The organism is Acetobacter aceti NBRC 14818 (genome assembly GCF_000193495.2).
Classification (GTDB): domain Bacteria; phylum Pseudomonadota; class Alphaproteobacteria; order Acetobacterales; family Acetobacteraceae; genus Acetobacter; species Acetobacter aceti.
In genome coordinates, this window is sequence record NZ_AP023410.1 from 759,903 (window position 1) to 776,005 (window position 16,103).

12 protein-coding genes and 1 tRNA gene are annotated in these 16,103 nt (G+C 59.4%); 3 read left to right on the forward strand and 10 right to left on the reverse strand.

The features are described from left to right. Window positions 1-256 precede the first annotated feature (256 nt). Window positions 257-1,207 carry a hydrogen peroxide-inducible genes activator gene (locus EMQ_RS03505; protein ID WP_010667395.1) on the reverse strand — a complete coding sequence of 317 codons (951 nt, stop codon included), beginning with the start codon at window positions 1,205-1,207 and terminating at the stop codon, window positions 257-259. A 147-nt stretch (window positions 1,208-1,354) separates the two neighbouring features. On the opposite strand from EMQ_RS03505, the gene EMQ_RS03510 reads away from it, so the two are divergent. Then, on the forward strand, window positions 1,355-1,897 hold the full coding sequence (locus tag EMQ_RS03510; RefSeq protein ID WP_010667396.1) for a peroxiredoxin: 543 nt from the start codon (window positions 1,355-1,357) through the stop codon (window positions 1,895-1,897). Window positions 1,898-2,020: 123 nt separating this feature from the next. Continuing rightward, window positions 2,021-2,545, forward strand: coding sequence for a carboxymuconolactone decarboxylase family protein (locus tag EMQ_RS03515; RefSeq protein ID WP_010667397.1), 525 nt, complete (start codon window positions 2,021-2,023; stop codon window positions 2,543-2,545). A gap of 86 nt (window positions 2,546-2,631) precedes the next feature. On the opposite strand, the gene EMQ_RS03520 is transcribed toward EMQ_RS03515, so the two are convergent. Further along, complete coding sequence (locus EMQ_RS03520; RefSeq protein ID WP_010667398.1) at window positions 2,632-3,525, reverse strand: retropepsin-like aspartic protease; 894 nt, start codon at window positions 3,523-3,525, stop codon at window positions 2,632-2,634. A 270-nt stretch (window positions 3,526-3,795) separates the two neighbouring features. Here EMQ_RS03520 and EMQ_RS03525 point away from each other — a divergent pair. Next, window positions 3,796-3,872: transfer RNA gene (locus EMQ_RS03525), tRNA-Asp, on the forward strand. A gap of 221 nt (window positions 3,873-4,093) precedes the next feature. Here the strand turns inward: EMQ_RS03525 and hflX are convergent. The 8 genes from hflX to EMQ_RS03565 all read right to left on the reverse strand — a co-directional run bounded on the left by hflX (window position 4,094) and on the right by EMQ_RS03565 (window position 16,080). Continuing rightward, window positions 4,094-5,434, reverse strand: a complete 1,341-nt coding sequence (hflX, locus tag EMQ_RS03530) for a GTPase HflX (protein WP_048874205.1) — start codon at window positions 5,432-5,434, stop codon at window positions 4,094-4,096. Continuing rightward, window positions 5,394-5,720 carry an RNA chaperone Hfq gene (gene hfq, locus EMQ_RS03535; RefSeq protein ID WP_010665929.1) on the reverse strand — a complete coding sequence of 109 codons (327 nt, stop codon included), beginning with the start codon at window positions 5,718-5,720 and terminating at the stop codon, window positions 5,394-5,396. Before hfq ends, hflX begins: the two co-directional genes overlap by 41 nt. A 247-nt stretch (window positions 5,721-5,967) precedes the next feature. Further along, the gene (gene ntrX, locus EMQ_RS03540) at window positions 5,968-7,356 is read right to left on the reverse strand and encodes a nitrogen assimilation response regulator NtrX (RefSeq protein ID WP_010665930.1); all 1,389 of its coding nucleotides are present in this window, start codon (window positions 7,354-7,356) and stop codon (window positions 5,968-5,970) included. Next, entirely contained in the window at window positions 7,346-9,601 is a 2,256-nt protein-coding gene (locus EMQ_RS03545; protein ID WP_010665931.1) for a sensor histidine kinase NtrY-like, read from the reverse strand. The genes ntrX and EMQ_RS03545 overlap by 11 nt, the downstream gene beginning before the upstream one ends. A gap of 47 nt (window positions 9,602-9,648) precedes the next feature. Next, a complete protein-coding gene (gene ntrC / locus EMQ_RS03550) occupies window positions 9,649-11,127 on the reverse strand; it encodes a nitrogen regulation protein NR(I) (protein WP_010665932.1) in 1,479 nt (492 codons plus the stop codon). An 84-nt stretch (window positions 11,128-11,211) separates the two neighbouring features. Further along, entirely contained in the window at window positions 11,212-12,324 is a 1,113-nt protein-coding gene (locus tag EMQ_RS03555) for a two-component system sensor histidine kinase NtrB (protein ID WP_026200235.1), read from the reverse strand. A 47-nt stretch (window positions 12,325-12,371) separates the two neighbouring features. After that, on the reverse strand, window positions 12,372-13,481 hold the full coding sequence (gene dusB, locus EMQ_RS03560) for a tRNA dihydrouridine synthase DusB (RefSeq protein WP_010665934.1): 1,110 nt from the start codon (window positions 13,479-13,481) through the stop codon (window positions 12,372-12,374). 34 nt (window positions 13,482-13,515) lie between these two features. Continuing rightward, the gene (locus EMQ_RS03565) at window positions 13,516-16,080 is read right to left on the reverse strand and encodes a cation:proton antiporter (protein WP_010665935.1); all 2,565 of its coding nucleotides are present in this window, start codon (window positions 16,078-16,080) and stop codon (window positions 13,516-13,518) included. Window positions 16,081-16,103: the final 23 nt, after the last annotated feature.

The window sequence follows — 16,103 nt, forward strand, 5'->3', positions numbered from 1 at the left end:
GAGCCTTGCGCGTGTAAAGCGAGACATGAAAGTGCTGATCGAAGCGACTCTCAGCCCTTGGCGCTCATCCTTGTTTGGACGGCGTTTCGAAGGGTTGCTAGCAGCCAAATTGTTTCCGCTTTTGCTCATACTATCTGTGTTCGCCATACGGATACCGAGGCCACAAAGGTATATTTAACTATCTATATTTTGAGACAATCCCAATCAACCCCTCACAGTCTGCTGGAGTAACCAGCGCTCAGGTCTGAGCCGGACATCATCGTTCCTCTTCCAGAAAAACGGCATCCGTTCCGCTGGGAGCCAGCTTTTTCAATGTCCGCGCCAGAACCCGGAAATCCTCCGTGCGCGGCGACTTCTGCCGCCAGCCAAGCCCGATCGTGCGCCACGCCGGTCCACCCGTCACCGGACGTGCCACCACACCCGTTCCCTCGAGAATGCCTGAAGCCACCGCCAGTTCAGGCAGAAGCCCTACCCCGAGATCCTCGCCGATCATGCGGACCAGCGTATGCAGGGCTGAAGCCGTGTGGGCCGACTCAGGCTCGTTCCCGGCCCAGTTCCGCTCCTGACGACAGACATCCACCGTCTGGTCCCGCAGGCAGTGACCGTCTTCCAGCAGCACCATCCGCTCATTCCCAAGCATTTCAAGCGGTACGGAGGAAAGTTTCGCCAGTTCATGATGTTGCGGCAACGCCAGAACAAACGGGTCTCTCCAGAGCGGGATCGTTTCCAGTCCCTCGCACAGACACGGCATGGCAAGAAGCATCGCATCCAGCCGTCCAACCGCTATTTTTTCAAGCAGGCGTTCCGTCATGTCTTCGGTAATGATGAGCCTGATCTGGGGAAACCACTCTCGCACAAGGGGAATCAGGCGCGGCAGGATGAAGGGGCCAATCGTCGGGATCACACCCAGCCGGACTGGTCCCGTCATCGGCTCACGCGATGCTTGGGCGATCTGTGCAATCCCTTCGAGAAGCTCCAGCGCCACACGGGCGCGCCGCACGACTTCTTCCCCGAGCAGCGTAAACACCACCCGTTTGCCGACTTCCCGGTCCAGCAGACTCGCGTCAAGTTGCCGTTCCAGCGCCAGAATTCCGGCGGACAGGGTGGACTGCGTTACAGCGCAGGCGGAAGCGGCTCTTCCGAAATGGCGTAACTCCGCCAGGGCCAGCAGATAACGGAGTTGCTGGGGAGAAGGCAGGATCATCATGGCCGACGCTCCTCTCAATCGATTTCATCAATCGTATTATGATAAATTATTCATTGGCATGATTGCCACACCATGGCCATAGATACGGTCAGCGGCGCGCCATATCGACGCACTGCACTGTTACCGAGATATGCAAGGAGCATTCCGATGCTGACCGTTGGCGACAAGTTTCCTTCCTTTGACCTGACTTCCGTTCCGGGTGGCCCAGCCGGTCTGGATGGCAAGTTCGTTCAGATTTCCGACACAACCGATGCCGGCAAGTGGAAGATCGTGTTCTTCTGGCCGAAGGACTTCACCTTCGTCTGCCCGACCGAGATCGTGGCGTTCGGCAAGCTGGCCAAGGACTTCGCAGATCGTGATGCCGTCGTTTACGGCGTGTCCATCGACAGCGAGTTCGTTCACCTGAACTGGCGTCTGCACCACGAGGACCTCAAGAAGCTTGAGATCCCGATGCTGTCCGACATCAAGCGCGAGCTGTCCGAATCCCTCGGCGTGATCGCTGCCGGTCCGGGCGTCGCCCTGCGCGCCACGTTCGTCGTCGACCCGCACGGCATCATCCGTCATGTGTCCGTCAACGACCTGTCGGTCGGTCGTAACCCGCAGGAAGTCCTGCGCGTTCTCGATGGTCTCCAGAGCGACGAGCTGTGCCCGTGCAACTGGAAAAAGGGCGATGACTTCCTGAAGGTCTGATCCTTCCGAAAGTCAGAACGCTGCGGGGTGTGCCTCGCCTGCCCCGCAGCGTTCTTTCCAACTGTTTTCCAGTCAATCTATCGGGACTCTGTCCTGCCTCCCCTGAAATTAGAGTGAAGCACCATGTCGATTGAAGCCCTGAAAGAGCGCCTGCCCGATTACGCAAAAGACCTGCGTCTCAATCTCAGCAGCCTTGCTTCCGACATCACGCTGAACGAGCAGCAGCTTGCCGGCACCTTCGTCGCCACCGCCATCGCTTCCCGCAATGAGGAACTGACCCAGGCCATCATCGCAGAATTTGGCGCGAAGCTGAGCCCGGAAGCCCTGAACGCTGCCAAGGCCGCCGCCGCCATCATGGGCATGAACAACATCTACTACCGCTTCACCCACATGATGGGTGGTGACTACACCCAGATGCCCGCCAAGCTTCGTATGAGCGTGATCGCCCGACCGGGTGTGGACAAGGTGGACTTTGAGCTCTGGTCCCTCGCCGTTTCCGCCATCAATGGCTGCGAGATGTGCGTAAAGAGCCACGAGCAGGCTGTGCGTGAAGGTGGCCTGACCAGCGAGCAGGTCCAGACGTCCGTACGCATTGCCGCGACCGTGCACGGCGTTGCCGTCGCGTTGCAGGCCGAACCGGCCGCCTGATCACGTCTGAAGACATATTCTGTCCTCACAGGACACATAAAGAAGGGCATCGTTGCAAAGCGCGATGCCTTTTTTGTATCATCGACTCAAGGTGTGATCGGATTTTCCGCAAGGAGATAGGCCATGCCGCGACGGTAGGAGATCAGTACGATCCGATGCCTCAGGAAATCCGCTCCCAGCAGCGCATAGGGCGTCCGTATCGGCGCTATCGCCAACTCGATATCCCGATCAATGCCGGTGCCGATCTGAATTGTCCCGAAGCGATGAAGCCAGGCATCAAGATGCAGGCCATCCGGCCCCCGTGTGCCGACATTTTCATCCTTTTCCAGAAGCGCATTCTGCACGCCAGCCAGCGAAACCGGGATTGTCGTGCGATTTGAGCCGCTATCCAGAACAGCCATCAGCGGTCGATCATCCAGTCTGATTGGCAGCAAGACACGGGCAGCCGGGTCAGCCGGAAAAGCCATCCGGTCAGCAGGTGGCACGTTATCCGGAATGCAAGCGTTTCCTGATATCAGCGCCATGCGGTGATGGGGCAGGTCAAACAGCACGTCATAACCACTCAGGAAATCGGTCCCGAAGAGACCTGCCACCGGCAGGCCGCCCACGGACCTGACCGGTATCGCCGCCAGCAGGAATGTTGGCTCTACTGCTTTCAGACGTCCAAGCTGGAGAGTAACGACGCGCACGATGGGAGCGGCCACATCGCTGCCTACAGCATGCATCGTCAGGCTCTGGCCTGTCTCAGACAACCCGAATTCTTCTGCTGTCTGAGGCGTGATCACGGAACGCCCTGCCCCCGTGTCCACAAGCATGGCGGCAGCATGTCCGTTCAGCCGCACCTGTACGACCGGAAACTCGGTGTCAGGCAGGACCGGAAGCATCTCGAAAGAACTGTTCGGACAGGAATAGGTGGGGATGGAGCGCGCACAGCCAGCCAGCGGCATCAGAAGGACAATCAGGCAGAAGATGCGTTTCATCCCGCGTCTTTTGCCCTCTCTGACAGCGTGACGCTACTCCTGCCTCCCCTAATGATCGCTCCGACGAGCCGGAATCGCGTCAGGAATCAGTCCTCTTTTCTTTTCCGGGACAATGCCGCCCCAAAGCTCAAGGATGACCGCCATATCCCGACCGGCAACCTTTTGATTTTCCAATAAATGACAGTTTTTTTGAAAGGGGGGTTGCAAGTCCTGAAAACGTCATTATAAAGCCGCTCAACGACGACGCAGAACGCGGCATCGTTGAAAAAAGCGGGTGTAGCTCAGTTGGTTAGAGCGCCGGCCTGTCACGCCGGAGGTCGCGGGTTCGAGCCCCGTCACTCGCGCCACTTTACTGATCCTATCAGAAAGTGGCGCGGTTGCCCTTCTCAGAAGTGCAACAATTACTCTCCAAAATAAAAATCTGGTGCTTTTACGCAAATAGCAACTGTAAGCCAGCTCCCCCTTGCTTCGCATCCGTATAGAAACATGCGACCGGGAAAAGAGCTGCCTCCTTTCATCATACTCCTCTTTTGAGAAGCATGACGATGAAGAAACAGCGTCTTCTCCCTTAAACGTCTGTTTTTTTGACCAAATCGCCAAACTGCCCTTCGAATCGTGCTCGATCAGCCTCACGCAGACGCACCAGAACGTCCATGTGCGTTTCATGGTCTTCCCGCGTGACAACCTCACCGTGCTGATACAGCCACGCCAGAGCCTCGCCAGCTTCCACTGGGATGCTGTAACGCAGCAATTCCATCGCATGCACCATGTGGGCATCAATGGCTGCCATCAGCTCCGGCAGACCGTCTCCCGTAATGGCTGAGATGGGCACGGCTGTGCCGTGATGCTCCACCTGCTCCGGGCCGCCCAGAAGATCTGCCTTGTTGAGCACTTCGATGACGCGGGAACGCCACTCATGGTCCAGCATCCCGTCCCGCTCCATGCCAGACAGCACGGAAAGCACGTCAGACCGCTGCGCTGCTGTATCAGGATGGGCAATATCACGCACATGCAGGATGATGTCGGCCTCGGCGACTTCTTCCAGCGTGGCGCGGAACGCGGCGATCAGTTCGGTCGGCAGGTCGCTGATAAAGCCCACCGTATCGGACAGGATCACCTGTCGTCCTGACGGCAGCCGGATCGCCCGCATTGTCGGGTCGAGCGTCGCGAAAAGCTGATCCTGCGCATAGACCGATGCGCCAGTCAGCGCATTGAACAGCGTCGATTTGCCAGCATTGGTGTAGCCTACGAGCGCCACAACCGGGAAAGGCACACGTTTGCGCGCACTGCGATGCAGCCCGCGGGTACGGCGCACTTGCTCCAGCTCGCGCTTGAGGCGAACGATGCGATCTCCAATGATCCGTCGGTCAGCTTCGATCTGGGTCTCACCCGGACCACCAAGGAAGCCGAAACCACCGCGCTGACGTTCCAGATGGGTCCACAGCCGCACAAGACGCGATCTCTGATATTCCAGATGCGCCAGTTCGACCTGAAGACTGCCTTCCCGCGTGGCGGCTCTTGCGCCGAAGATATCCAGAATAAGACCGGTCCGGTCGATCACCTTGCAGCCGAGCGCTTTTTCAAGATTGCGCTGCTGACCGGGAGACAGTTTGGCGTCGATGACGACAACCTTGATCTCTTTTTCAGCTACGGCTTCGCGCAGGGATTCCACCTGCCCCGTTCCAAGCAGAGTCGCAGGTCGGCGCGCCCTGAGAAGCAGAACGGCTTTCAGCACAACCACCAGCCCGATGGAGGATGTCAGGCCGACGGCCTCATCCAGTCGCGCTTCGGCCGCCCTGACATCCTGATCGCGATCAGGCTTTTCCCAAGGCAGAATAACGGCGGCCCGTGTGGCGGGCGTGGCTGTTTCAGTAGGTATCGTCGACAAGAGTTTCGTCGCTCTCCGCATGAAGAATATGGTGCTGATCCGCTTTCGTCTCAACAGTGACACCGGCCTTGCCGGACGTTGTCTCGACAATATTGACCGGAGCAAGCGGCATGACGGTGCTGATGGCGTGCTTGTAGACAAGCTGGGTGTGGCCGTCCCTGCGAAGCAGGATCACACTGTCGTCAAACCAGGAGATAACGCCCTGAAGTTTGACGCCGTTGACGAGAAAGATCGTAACCGGAGCCTTCCCCCGTCTGACATGACCGAGAAATACGTCCTGGACGTTCTGAGGCGGTGTCTTTGCCACGATCGGAGTCCTGTTCTTATTTGTTCTTGTTGCCCGGTATGATTCGAGGCTTACCTCTGTCATTACGCTCACAAACGTGAAGCTCAAAGACCGGACCTGTCATCCAGATTGATTTTGCCGACAAATATGCCGTGATCAATGCAGGCGACATGCCCGCTTCCCCACGATCTGTCCAGCCCTCTGGACACATCCCAGCAAGTCAACATACGGAACAGCGAGAAAAAAACTCCGCTCTCAGCAAGCAGGATTACACCCCGGCGCGGTCTTCCGCCGTGACGCCAAGCTGCTTGAGCTTCCGATGCAGGGCGCTGCGTTCCATCCCCACAAATCCTGCTGTTCTGCTGATATTTCCACCAAAACGCAGAAGCTGGGCCTGAAGATACTGCGTTTCGAAAAGATCACGCGCTTCACGCAGCGGCAGGCTCATGACATCTGCATTCGAATCGAACTTCAGCAGAGCAGGCGCGCCCTCGCTGATGGATGCAGGCAGCATGTCGGCGCGGATCGGATCACTGCCGTTCCCCGGCATCATGATCAGCAGACGTTCCATCAGATTGCGCAGCTCACGGGCATTGCCGGGCCAGTCATAGGCCTGCAACGCCGCCATTGCGTCCACGCTGAGTTCCGGCACCGGAAGGCCTGCCGTCTCGGCTGCCCGACGCAGGAACAGCCGCGCCAGTTCGGGAATATCTTCCCGCCGCTCACGCAGGCTCGGAATCCGCAAAGGCACCACAGCAAGACGGTAATAAAGATCCTCGCGGAACCGTCCGTTAGCGATCTCCGCCTGAAGATCACGATTAGTGGATGAAATGACCCGGATATCCACCTTTATTCGCGTCGAACCACCGATCCGCTCAAAGCTCTGATCCTGCAGCGCACGCACGATCTTGCCCTGCGTCTCGATCGGCATGTCGGAGACTTCATCAAGCAGCAGCGTGCCGCCGTGGGCGCGCTCGAGCACGCCAATTCTTCTGGGAATCCCCTCGACGCCTTCCAGCCCGAACAGCTCTTCCTCAAAGCGGCTTGGAGCGAGTGTTGCGCAGTTCAGCGCAATGAAAGGCCCCTCCGCACGCCGGGACCGGGCGTGAATCATCCGGGCTGCAACTTCCTTGCCCGCGCCCGGCGCACCGGTAATGAGCACGCGAGAGCCTGTCGGGGCGACCCGTTCGATCTGCGACCGCACGGCGGAGATGGCCACACTGTCACCGAACAGCGTACTCTCCGGGCCAGCACGCAGCCGTAGTTCCGCGTTCTCCCGTTCCAGACGGGAAGCCTCGATGGCGCGCCTGACGATGACGAGAAGACGATCGGACTGAAACGGTTTTTCGATAAAGTCGTAAGCACCGTGCTGAAGGGCGGCGACGGCTGTTTCGATGGTGCCGTGTCCGGAAATCATCACAACCGGCACGCTGGGATCTTCAGCCTGCATGGTCTTGAGGATCTCAAGACCGTCCAGCTTCGAGCCCTGAAGCCAGATATCCTGAATCACAAGAGAGGGTCTGCGCGCTCTGAAGGCCGCCAGCGCAGAGTCGGAGTCTCCGGCGACGCGGGTCTCATATCCTTCATCGTGAAGAATGCCCTCGATCAGCATGCGGATATCCGGTTCGTCGTCGACGATCAGGACTTCATACGCCATGGTTCTCTTTCTGTGTTCCAGCCTTGAGCGGCAAAATCAGAGTAGCTTCAGTGCCTTCCGCATTCGGACGGTCCCTCAGCTCAATCGTTCCTTCATGGTCTTCCATGATTTTCTTGACAATGGCCAGCCCCAGACCAGTCCCTTTGGGCTTGTGCGTGACATAGGGCTCTGTCAGGCGATCCCGATCCTGCCGTGGCAGACCGATTCCGTCATCCGTAACTACGATATGCACCCTGTCGTCCTGCTCTGTCACGTCAACGCGGATCATACCGATGGAACCTGTCACTTCTGAGGCAGCCTCGTCTCCTTTTTCAGATTCCGCCGTAGGGGTGCGTCCCGTCATGGCGATGGCGTCCGCTGCGTTCTGAAGCAGGTTGGTCAGTGTCTGGCCAATCTGCCGTCGATCACAGAAGATCAGCGGCCCTCCACCCGGCAGCAGATGCACATCATAGCGGATTTCCGGATGCGCCCCCTGCTGCAGGATCAGGGCGTCCCGAATGATGCTGGACAGGTTTTCCTGCGCCATGCGTGGCTGCGGCATTCTGGCAAACGCCGAGAACTCGTCAACCATCCGTCCGATATCGCCCACCTGACGAACAATTGTATCCGCACATTGCTGAAATGTGTCGGGATCAGAGGTGATCTCGCGGAGGAAGCGCCGTTTCAGCCGTTCAGCGGCGAGCTGAATCGGTGTGAGCGGATTCTTGATTTCATGCGCAATCCGTCGGGCGACATCCGCCCAGGCCGCCTTACGCTGGGCCGACTGAAGCGCCGTGATGTCATCGAAGGTGACGACATAGCCCGCCACCAGATTGTTCCGCATTTCCGCCGCTGCACGGACAAAGAGCACCCGTCGGCTGCCCGGCACGCCGATCTGCACTTCCTGCGTCTGAACGCGTCCGTCGCTCGACTGAAGTGCGTTCAAAATGGGTTCAAACTCCGGCACGACAATCGCCAGAGGCTCACCCACACACTCGTTCAGATCCTTGTCCAGCAGGTCACATGCTACACGGTTGGGCAGCTCGATACGCGCCAGTCCGTCAAGCCCGATGACACCGGCTGACACGCCGGAAAGCACGGCCTCGGTGAACCGCCGTCGCTCATTGATTTGCTCATAGGCGTCCATAAGCTGCGAACGCTGGCTCGCAAGCTCATCCGTCATGAGATTGAAGGCGTGCGACAGACTGCGGATTTCGTCGTCGCGCCCCTCCTCCGGCACACGCACGGAAAGATCCCCCTCACTGACGCGGTGTGAAGCATCCATGAGCAGTCCAAGCGGGCGCGCAATCTGCCGGGCGAGCGTCAGCCCCATCAGCGCCGCCGCGAGCATCACAAGCAGCGCCACCAATGCGAAGATGATCACAAACGTGATCTGAATCTTCGTCCGGTTGTGATCCAGACGCTTGTAATCCGACACCACTTTCTCGGTCTTGCGCATGTGACCGAGAATTTCCGGATCGACCGGCCGCGTGATGACCAGCATCATCTCCGGGGTTTCACCGAGCGCCACGACAGCTCGCACGACTTTTTCATCGGGGCTGTCATAGATCGCCACATCATTGGTGCGGGCCATCATTGTGGCCGCAGGCGGCGGCAACGGCTGGTCATAACCCGAGCGGCTGAGCAGGCCGCCCGCTGCGATCACCTTGTTAGTGATCGGGTCATAAACCACAGCTTCCGTCAGGCCACGGATGGTCGCCTGACTGTCCAGCATCTGCCCGAGCGTTTCAGGGTCATGCAGCAGATCGGTGCCATTGCTCTGAAGCTCGTTCTCCGCGCTCACCAGAAAGTTGGAGAGCGAGAAGGCTTCCGTGCGGATGTTGGCGTTATGCTCGGTCAGATAGCCGCGCGACGCCTGCAGGGCTTCATTCAGGGCCGTATTGACCCGGTCCGAGAACCAGATCTGGATGCCGTAATCGAAGAAGATCGTCGCGAAAATGCCCACCACGATCGTGGGTGCCACCGCAACCAGCCCGAACAGGGCGACCAGACGGACATGCAGCCGGGCGCCAGCGGTTCCGGCAAGCTGACGCTCATGGATGAGACGCCGCACCCACAGGCCGCTCGTCACCGCCAGCAGCAACAGCGTAGCGCCTCCCAGAATGAAGATACTGTTCTGCAGGATCGGATGATGCGCCAGTGCGCCTCCGCCGGACAGCACTACGAACATGGCGAAGACCAGCAGAAGCGCCAGCGCGACGAGCGTGATGGTCACACTCCGCATTTCCAGCGCACGTCTCAGCATGCCGGATTTTCCACCAGTATATCGGCGCTCTGCTGTTGCATGACTGCTCAGAGAGCCTCCCGACCGGCAGACCCTTTGGTCACGGGGATTTCCAGATCCCTGATACGCTTGCGGAGGGTATTTCTGTTGACGCCCAGCATGGCGGCGGCGCGGATCTGGTTTCCTCGCGTTGCATCCAGTGTCAGCCTGATCAGCGGACGTTCGATCTCGGCGATCACCCGTTCATGCAGTGCTGTGGGGGGCACGCCGTTCTCCTCCGCCGCCGTGAAGTATTTCCGCAAGTGACGCTCGACGACGACGGAGAAAGGCTCTTCCTCCTCATCATGAGAGGTCACAGACAATGGACGTTGCCTGCTGGCTTCCGAAAGTTCCGTCTCTATCACCGCACCGCTGATCACATCATGCGGGTAAAGCACGGAGATCCGGCGCATCAGGTTCTCAAGCTCACGCACATTCCCCGGCCAGCGCCAGGCCTGCAAACGCATGATCGCCTCATCTGTGAGGGTTCTGGGCGCCTGCCCTTCCTCATTGCACTGGCCGAGAAAATGTCTGGCTAGCAGGGGAATGTCCTCTGTCCGTTCCCGTAACGGCGGAATACGGATCGGCACCACATTGAGGCGATAGAAAAGATCCTCCCGGAACGTCCCTTCCCTGATGGCCTGATGCAGGTCGCGGTGCGTGGAAGCGACAATCCGCACATTGGACCGGATGGGCTGCCGCCCGCCCGCCGTCGTGAACTCGCCTTCCTGAAGAACACGCAGAACCCGCGTCTGCGCTTCAGGCGACATATCCCCAACCTCGTCCAGAAACAGCGTTCCTCCTGCCGCCTGTTCAAAGCGTCCCGAAGAGCGTGTTCCGGTGAGACCGTTGACATTCCGCTCCTGCCCAAAGAGTTCGGCTTCGATCTGCTCACGCGGGATGGCCGCGACATTCACGGCCACGAAAGGACCTGTCCGCCGCTGCCCGTAATCATGTAGCGCCCGTGCAACCAGCTCCTTGCCTGTGCCGCTCTCGCCTGTGATCATCACCGTGAGATCTGACGTCGTGAGACGCGCGATCATCCGGTAGATGTCCTGCATGGCCGCCGAACGGCCCGTCAGCGGCATCTGCTCCTCGGCAGCAGAAGTTGGCTGTGTAAGGGCGATTCCCTGCGCCTGTTGGGGCATGCTCAGGGCGCGCTCAACGACCGAAAGCAATTCTGTCAGGTCAAAGGGCTTTGGCAGATATTCGAAAGCCCCACGCTGCGTCGCCTTGACGGCTGTGACCAGCGTGGACTGCGCGCTCATCACAAGAATACGCAGATCCGGACGCGCCTTTCGGATGCGCGGCACAAGATCCAGACCGTTTTCATCCGGCATCATCACATCAGTGATGACCAGATCGCCTTCGCCTTCCTCAATCCACTGCCACAGGGTCGCGGCACTCGCCGTTGTGCGGACCTGATACCCGGCGCGGCCCAGAGCCTGACTGAGAACCGTCCGGATCGAGCGATCATCGTCAGCAACAAGGATAGTGGGCAACGGCATGCGGGTCTTTTACCATCTTTGATAAGCCACGCTCGATAATGCGTGGATTTTACAGGAAAACAAGCGACAACCTTTTCAGGGTCGTCACGACATACCACTAGCCTCGTCCCTGACCACGGGGAGATGCAGACTCACTTCCGTGCATCCGGGCCGGCTTTCAACTTCGATGACTCCCCCGTGGTCGTTGATGATCTTGCCCGCCAGCGCCAGCCCCAGGCCGGAACCGGAGGTTTTAGTTGTGAGAAACGGCTCGAACAGATGCGGACGGATGGCCTCGGCAATTCCCGGCCCCGTGTCCCGGACCGTCACCAGAAGCGGCAGATGACGCCGCCGATCCGATCCCGGCACGGCAAGACGCAGCCCCTGTCGATAGGCGGTGATCAGCGTGATCTGGCCCGGCTGACCCGTATCCAGAATGGCTTCCGCTGCATTCTTGATGAGATTGAGCAGAACCTGAATGAGTTCGTCCCTATTGCCCCAGACCGGCGGGAGCGAAGGGTCATACTGCTCGACAATCGGGATGCCTTTCGCCACGCCATTTTCAGCCAGCGCCCGCACATGCTCCAGCACCCGATGAATGTTGACCGGACGACGGCCTTCGGGATTTTCGCTGAACATTTCCATGCGATCGACCAGCGCCCGGATACGATCGGCCTCGTCCCGGATCAGAACGGCCAGTTCCTTGTCGTTCTCGGCGACAGAACTTTCCAGCAACTGAGCCGCACCACGGATGCCTGAGAGCGGATTCTTCACCTCATGCGCCAGAATGGCCGCCATGCCTGACACACTGCGGGCGGCTGAACGGAAGGCGAGTTGACGGTCGAGAACCTTGGTCGAAGACGCATTCTGAATCAGTAGGAGCACCTGACCGGGGCACTCGGCGACAGCCGCTCCCTGCACGGTCACACCGTCATAATGAAAGCGTGGCGAACTGATTACCACCCCATGTTCGGTGACCGTATTACCGGTCTGACGAACCTGATGAAGCAGAAGAAACAGGGGGTGATCGGCGGGCAGCAGATCAGACAGTTTTTCCTGCCTGAGCAGAGAACGGGAGCGCGCGAAGAAGCTCTCAGCCTCCGAATTCACGAAGAGAATATGATCCTGCTGACCGACAAGAACGATCGGGGTGGGCAAGGTCTCCAGCAGAAGCGTGGCGTCCGGCACCCGGTCCTCGGCTCCGTTACGCCCCCCCATGCGCGATGATTTGTGCTGCGGCTGAATGTCTCGCCCCGAGACGTTCTTCATGCCGCCTGGAGTGTGTCGGCCTCACTCCTCGCTTCACCCGTGTGATTGCCATCGCCACGCGAGCGATGTGGCGCACGAACAGCACCCGCCGCGATCTGCCGGTCATAGAACGCATTGATCGCGTCAATCACTTCGGCTGCCGTGTCCATGCGGTTTACGGAAGCCCTGAATCCTGCCGATTCAGGCAGGCCTGCCGAATACCAGGAGACATGCTTGCGGGCGAGCCTCAGGCCGGGATGCTCACCGAAATGGCGCAGCATCGAATCATAATGCTCCAGAACAACGGCGCGTTCCGTTTCAAGATCGGGGTCCGCTGGCGTTTCGCCTGTACGGAGCGCTTCCGCGACCTGACCGAGGAACCACGGACGACCATACGCGCCGCGTCCGATCATCACGCCGTCAGCGCCAGAAAGAGCAAGCGCCTGTCGTGCGTCGTCAACTGTGACGATATCACCGTTAACGATCACCGGCAGACGGACAGCTTCCTTCACCTGACGGACGAAAGCCCAGTCAGCGGAGCCGTTGTAGAACTGCTGCCGGGTGCGTCCGTGAACCGTGATCATGCGGATGCCGCATTCCTGCGCGATACGGGCAAGGTTAGGCGCGTTCAGATGATCATAATCCCAGCCCATACGCATCTTCAGCGTGACCGGCACATCGACCGCTTTCACCGTGGCCTCAAGCAGACGCCCCGCTGCGACTTCGTCACGCATCAGGGCTGAGCCCGCCATCTGGCCAACCGCGACCTTCTTCACCGGGCAGCCGAAATTGATGTCGATGATGTCGGCGCCCTTACCGACAGCGATGCGGGCCGCTTCCCCCATGGCGTCAGGATCGCACCCGGCCAGCTGGATGGAATTGGGGCCAGCGGCATCGGCGACCTCGGCCATGCGAAGCGTCGCTTCGTTTTCGCGGACCATCGCCCAGGACGCGATCATCTCGGAGACCACCAGCCCCGCGCCAAAGCGGCGGGCGAGCCTGCGGAACGGCACGTCTGTCACACCTGCCATCGGCGCGAGAATGACGGGTGCATCCAGCACAACGCCACCAAGGTCGATCGGCGCGAGGTCAAGCCCCGCCGCCCTGTTCATTTCTGCCATGTCCATGATGCCGCCAACCTACCTGCGTGCGGGCTGGAGTTCAACAAAATCTCCACGCATCGGGCTCCCTTGTTCCCACCATCTCAAGAGCACTCGTCTCGCTTCGCTCCCGCACCTTCGCAAGGTCATCCAGATTTCTGACGACGATAGGATATTCCTCAACCAGTCGTCTGAACCTCTGAGCCGGAATGGCGAGCATGTGACCGAAACGCACTGCACGGACTGTTCCCGGCATGGGGCTGTTATCAATCGCTTCACGTGCGCCGATGATATCGCCCGCTCCGTAATCAATATCGTGTTCACTGACATGCATTTCGGCACGCCCGGCGCTGACAAAAAACACCGTATGCGCCTTGTGCCCTCGCTTCAGCAAAGCTTCACCCACGGAAGGGAAACGGAGGGATGCCGTCTGGGCAAGATCGTGAAGCGCCGTGGCGGGAAGACCCTTGAAGATCAGGGCCCCACGCAGACGGGTCTCGATGTTGTTGCGCAGGTTGAAGGTCATGCGACGGTCAAGACGAACGCGACGACGATCCACATCCTTGTGCAGCTCACGCGACAGTTCGTCGCTGATCAGCGATTCCGCATGCAGCGTATCGATTTCCTGCGCTTCCAGACGAATGACAATCTGCCTGAAAATGCGGGTTTCCAGCGCTTCCGAATAACCGGGATAATGCAGGCGCAGGGCCAGCAGAGCCTCATCCAGCATCTTGCGCTGACGTGACAATGTTTCCGCCACGATTTCGCTGACACGCGTGCCAAGCGTCGGCTCCATCATGTCCCGCAGGAAACGGGCCAGAGCCAGCGAGACCAGATGACTGACCATCAGCATCTCGAACCGTTCCGCCATAGCCGCCATCAGCGGCTTGTCATAATGGAACCTGTTGTGGATGGTCTGCGAAATCCGGAATTTCATTGACGGCTTGAGGCGTTTGCGAAGCGCCTTGACGTAACCGAACCGCCCTTCCAGTCGCGCCCCATCCGCCATGGCGTCCGAAGTCCGCAGCAGCGTTTCCATCACACGACGCGACAGCCCCTGAATACGGAACAGATCAAGGAGAATGGACCGCTCCTGATTGGCGACCGTAATCAGCGCCAGAGTGACACGCTGACGGTCGCCAAGCGCCGTATCGAACGTGTTGGCCGACCGCTCCTCATGACTGCGGACTTCCAGCGCTTCAATCACCGAGCGGGTGGCGTCGGTCGAGAAACCAAGCTCCTCACCGGTTTCCTTCGCCCGCTCGGCCACCTTTTCAAGGGAGATGCTCAGCACCTGATGCCGGAGCGCCTGATCCATTGGAGACAACTGATCGAGCTTGAGGAACAGCACCACGGACTTCAGTGTCGTGCCATTCACCAGCAGGGTGATCAGCACGAAGCCCGTGGCGATGATACCGATGAAGTGAGCGACTGGCGTCGAGACGTGCGGGTTCTCTGTGACCGCCAGCGCCAGAGCCAGCGTGATGGCGCCGCGTAGGCCGCCCCACACCATTGTCACCTTGAACGGTGTCGGAACCGGTGGCGCCAGACGGGTCCAGGCGAGAACTGGCAGCAATCCAAATACCACAGCGCCTCGCGCCACCAGTCCCGCCACACTGGCGATCAGAAACAGCACCACATCCCAGCGGGTCATGCCAACCAGCAAGCGCGGAATGAGCATCGAGGCCAGCACGAAGACGAGTGACCCGGCCCAGAACACAAGCTGCTGCCACAACTCGTTCAGGAACTGCCATGTCTGGGGGCGGAAGGTGGACGGTCCATACACGGACAGCGTCAGTCCGGCTGCCGCGGTGGCCACCACGCCGGACACCCCGATCACTTCGTCACAGAGGATGTACACGATGTAAGGCAGCGCAACGGTCATGGTCGTTTCGGCTGCCGGCGCGTTGCCAAGTGCGGTGATGATATAGAGCATCATCCGCGCACCGATGACGCCGATTGCGATGGCCCCGGAGAATGAAATGACAAAAGAGAGGGCAGCACTGCCGATATGAATCGACTGATGCGACGTCACCGCCGCCAGCAGAACCGCGAAGATGGCAATGGCGGCGGCGTCATTGAGAAGCGCCTCGCCTTCCACCAGACGGGTCAGGCGAGAAGATGCGCCAATGTCACGGAAAATTCCGGCCACGGCAGACGGGTCAGTGGTCGCCACGATCGAGCCGAGTAGCAAACAGACAATAAGTGGCATCTGGGCGAACGGCATCAGGGCGAACCCGATGGTTGCGGTGGAGACCAGAACTGCCACAACGGCCAGAAGCAGGACGGTTGCGGCTTCGTCAGCCAGTCGCCTTACGTCAATGACAAGCGCGCCCTGAAAAACCAGCACGGGCAGGAAGACCAGCAGGAAGACCTCGCTGCTGACGGGAAAGTCGAGGAAGGTTTCGGCCACGCCATTGAGGGCCGTGCCCGCAACGCTCGGTATTTTTCCGGTATAGGTGCTGCGGATAATCAGGTCAGCACCACCACCGATAACGATGCCCACCAGAGCCAGAAGCACGGTTTCCGACACTTCAAAGCGTCGGGCGACAGGCTGCACTGCACTTACGACAACCAACAGCAGCGCAATTGCCAGCAGAACTGCCGCCAGGCCCGTCACTTCCATCAAATTCCCCCTCAGCGCAGCAG

Bases quoted from the DNA above. Each gene is read 5' to 3' on its own strand.
- EMQ_RS03520 (WP_010667398.1), bottom strand. From the start codon at position 3,525: ATGAAACGCATCTTCTGCCTGATTGTCCTTCTGATGCCGCTGGCTGGC.
- ntrX (WP_010665930.1), bottom strand. From the start codon at position 7,356: ATGGCGTATGAAGTCCTGATCGTCGACGACGAACCGGATATCCGCATG.
- EMQ_RS03505 (WP_010667395.1), bottom strand. From the start codon at position 1,207: ATGATGATCCTGCCTTCTCCCCAGCAACTCCGTTATCTGCTGGCCCTG.
- EMQ_RS03555 (WP_026200235.1), bottom strand. From the start codon at position 12,324: ATGGGGGGGCGTAACGGAGCCGAGGACCGGGTGCCGGACGCCACGCTT.
- EMQ_RS03510 (WP_010667396.1), top strand. From the start codon at position 1,355: ATGCTGACCGTTGGCGACAAGTTTCCTTCCTTTGACCTGACTTCCGTT.
- hflX (WP_048874205.1), bottom strand. From the start codon at position 5,434: ATGCGGAGAGCGACGAAACTCTTGTCGACGATACCTACTGAAACAGCC.
- EMQ_RS03545 (WP_010665931.1), bottom strand. From the start codon at position 9,601: ATGCTGAGACGTGCGCTGGAAATGCGGAGTGTGACCATCACGCTCGTC.
- EMQ_RS03515 (WP_010667397.1), top strand. From the start codon at position 2,021: ATGTCGATTGAAGCCCTGAAAGAGCGCCTGCCCGATTACGCAAAAGAC.
- ntrC (WP_010665932.1), bottom strand. From the start codon at position 11,127: ATGCCGTTGCCCACTATCCTTGTTGCTGACGATGATCGCTCGATCCGG.
- EMQ_RS03565 (WP_010665935.1), bottom strand. From the start codon at position 16,080: ATGGAAGTGACGGGCCTGGCGGCAGTTCTGCTGGCAATTGCGCTGCTG.
- dusB (WP_010665934.1), bottom strand. From the start codon at position 13,481: ATGGACATGGCAGAAATGAACAGGGCGGCGGGGCTTGACCTCGCGCCG.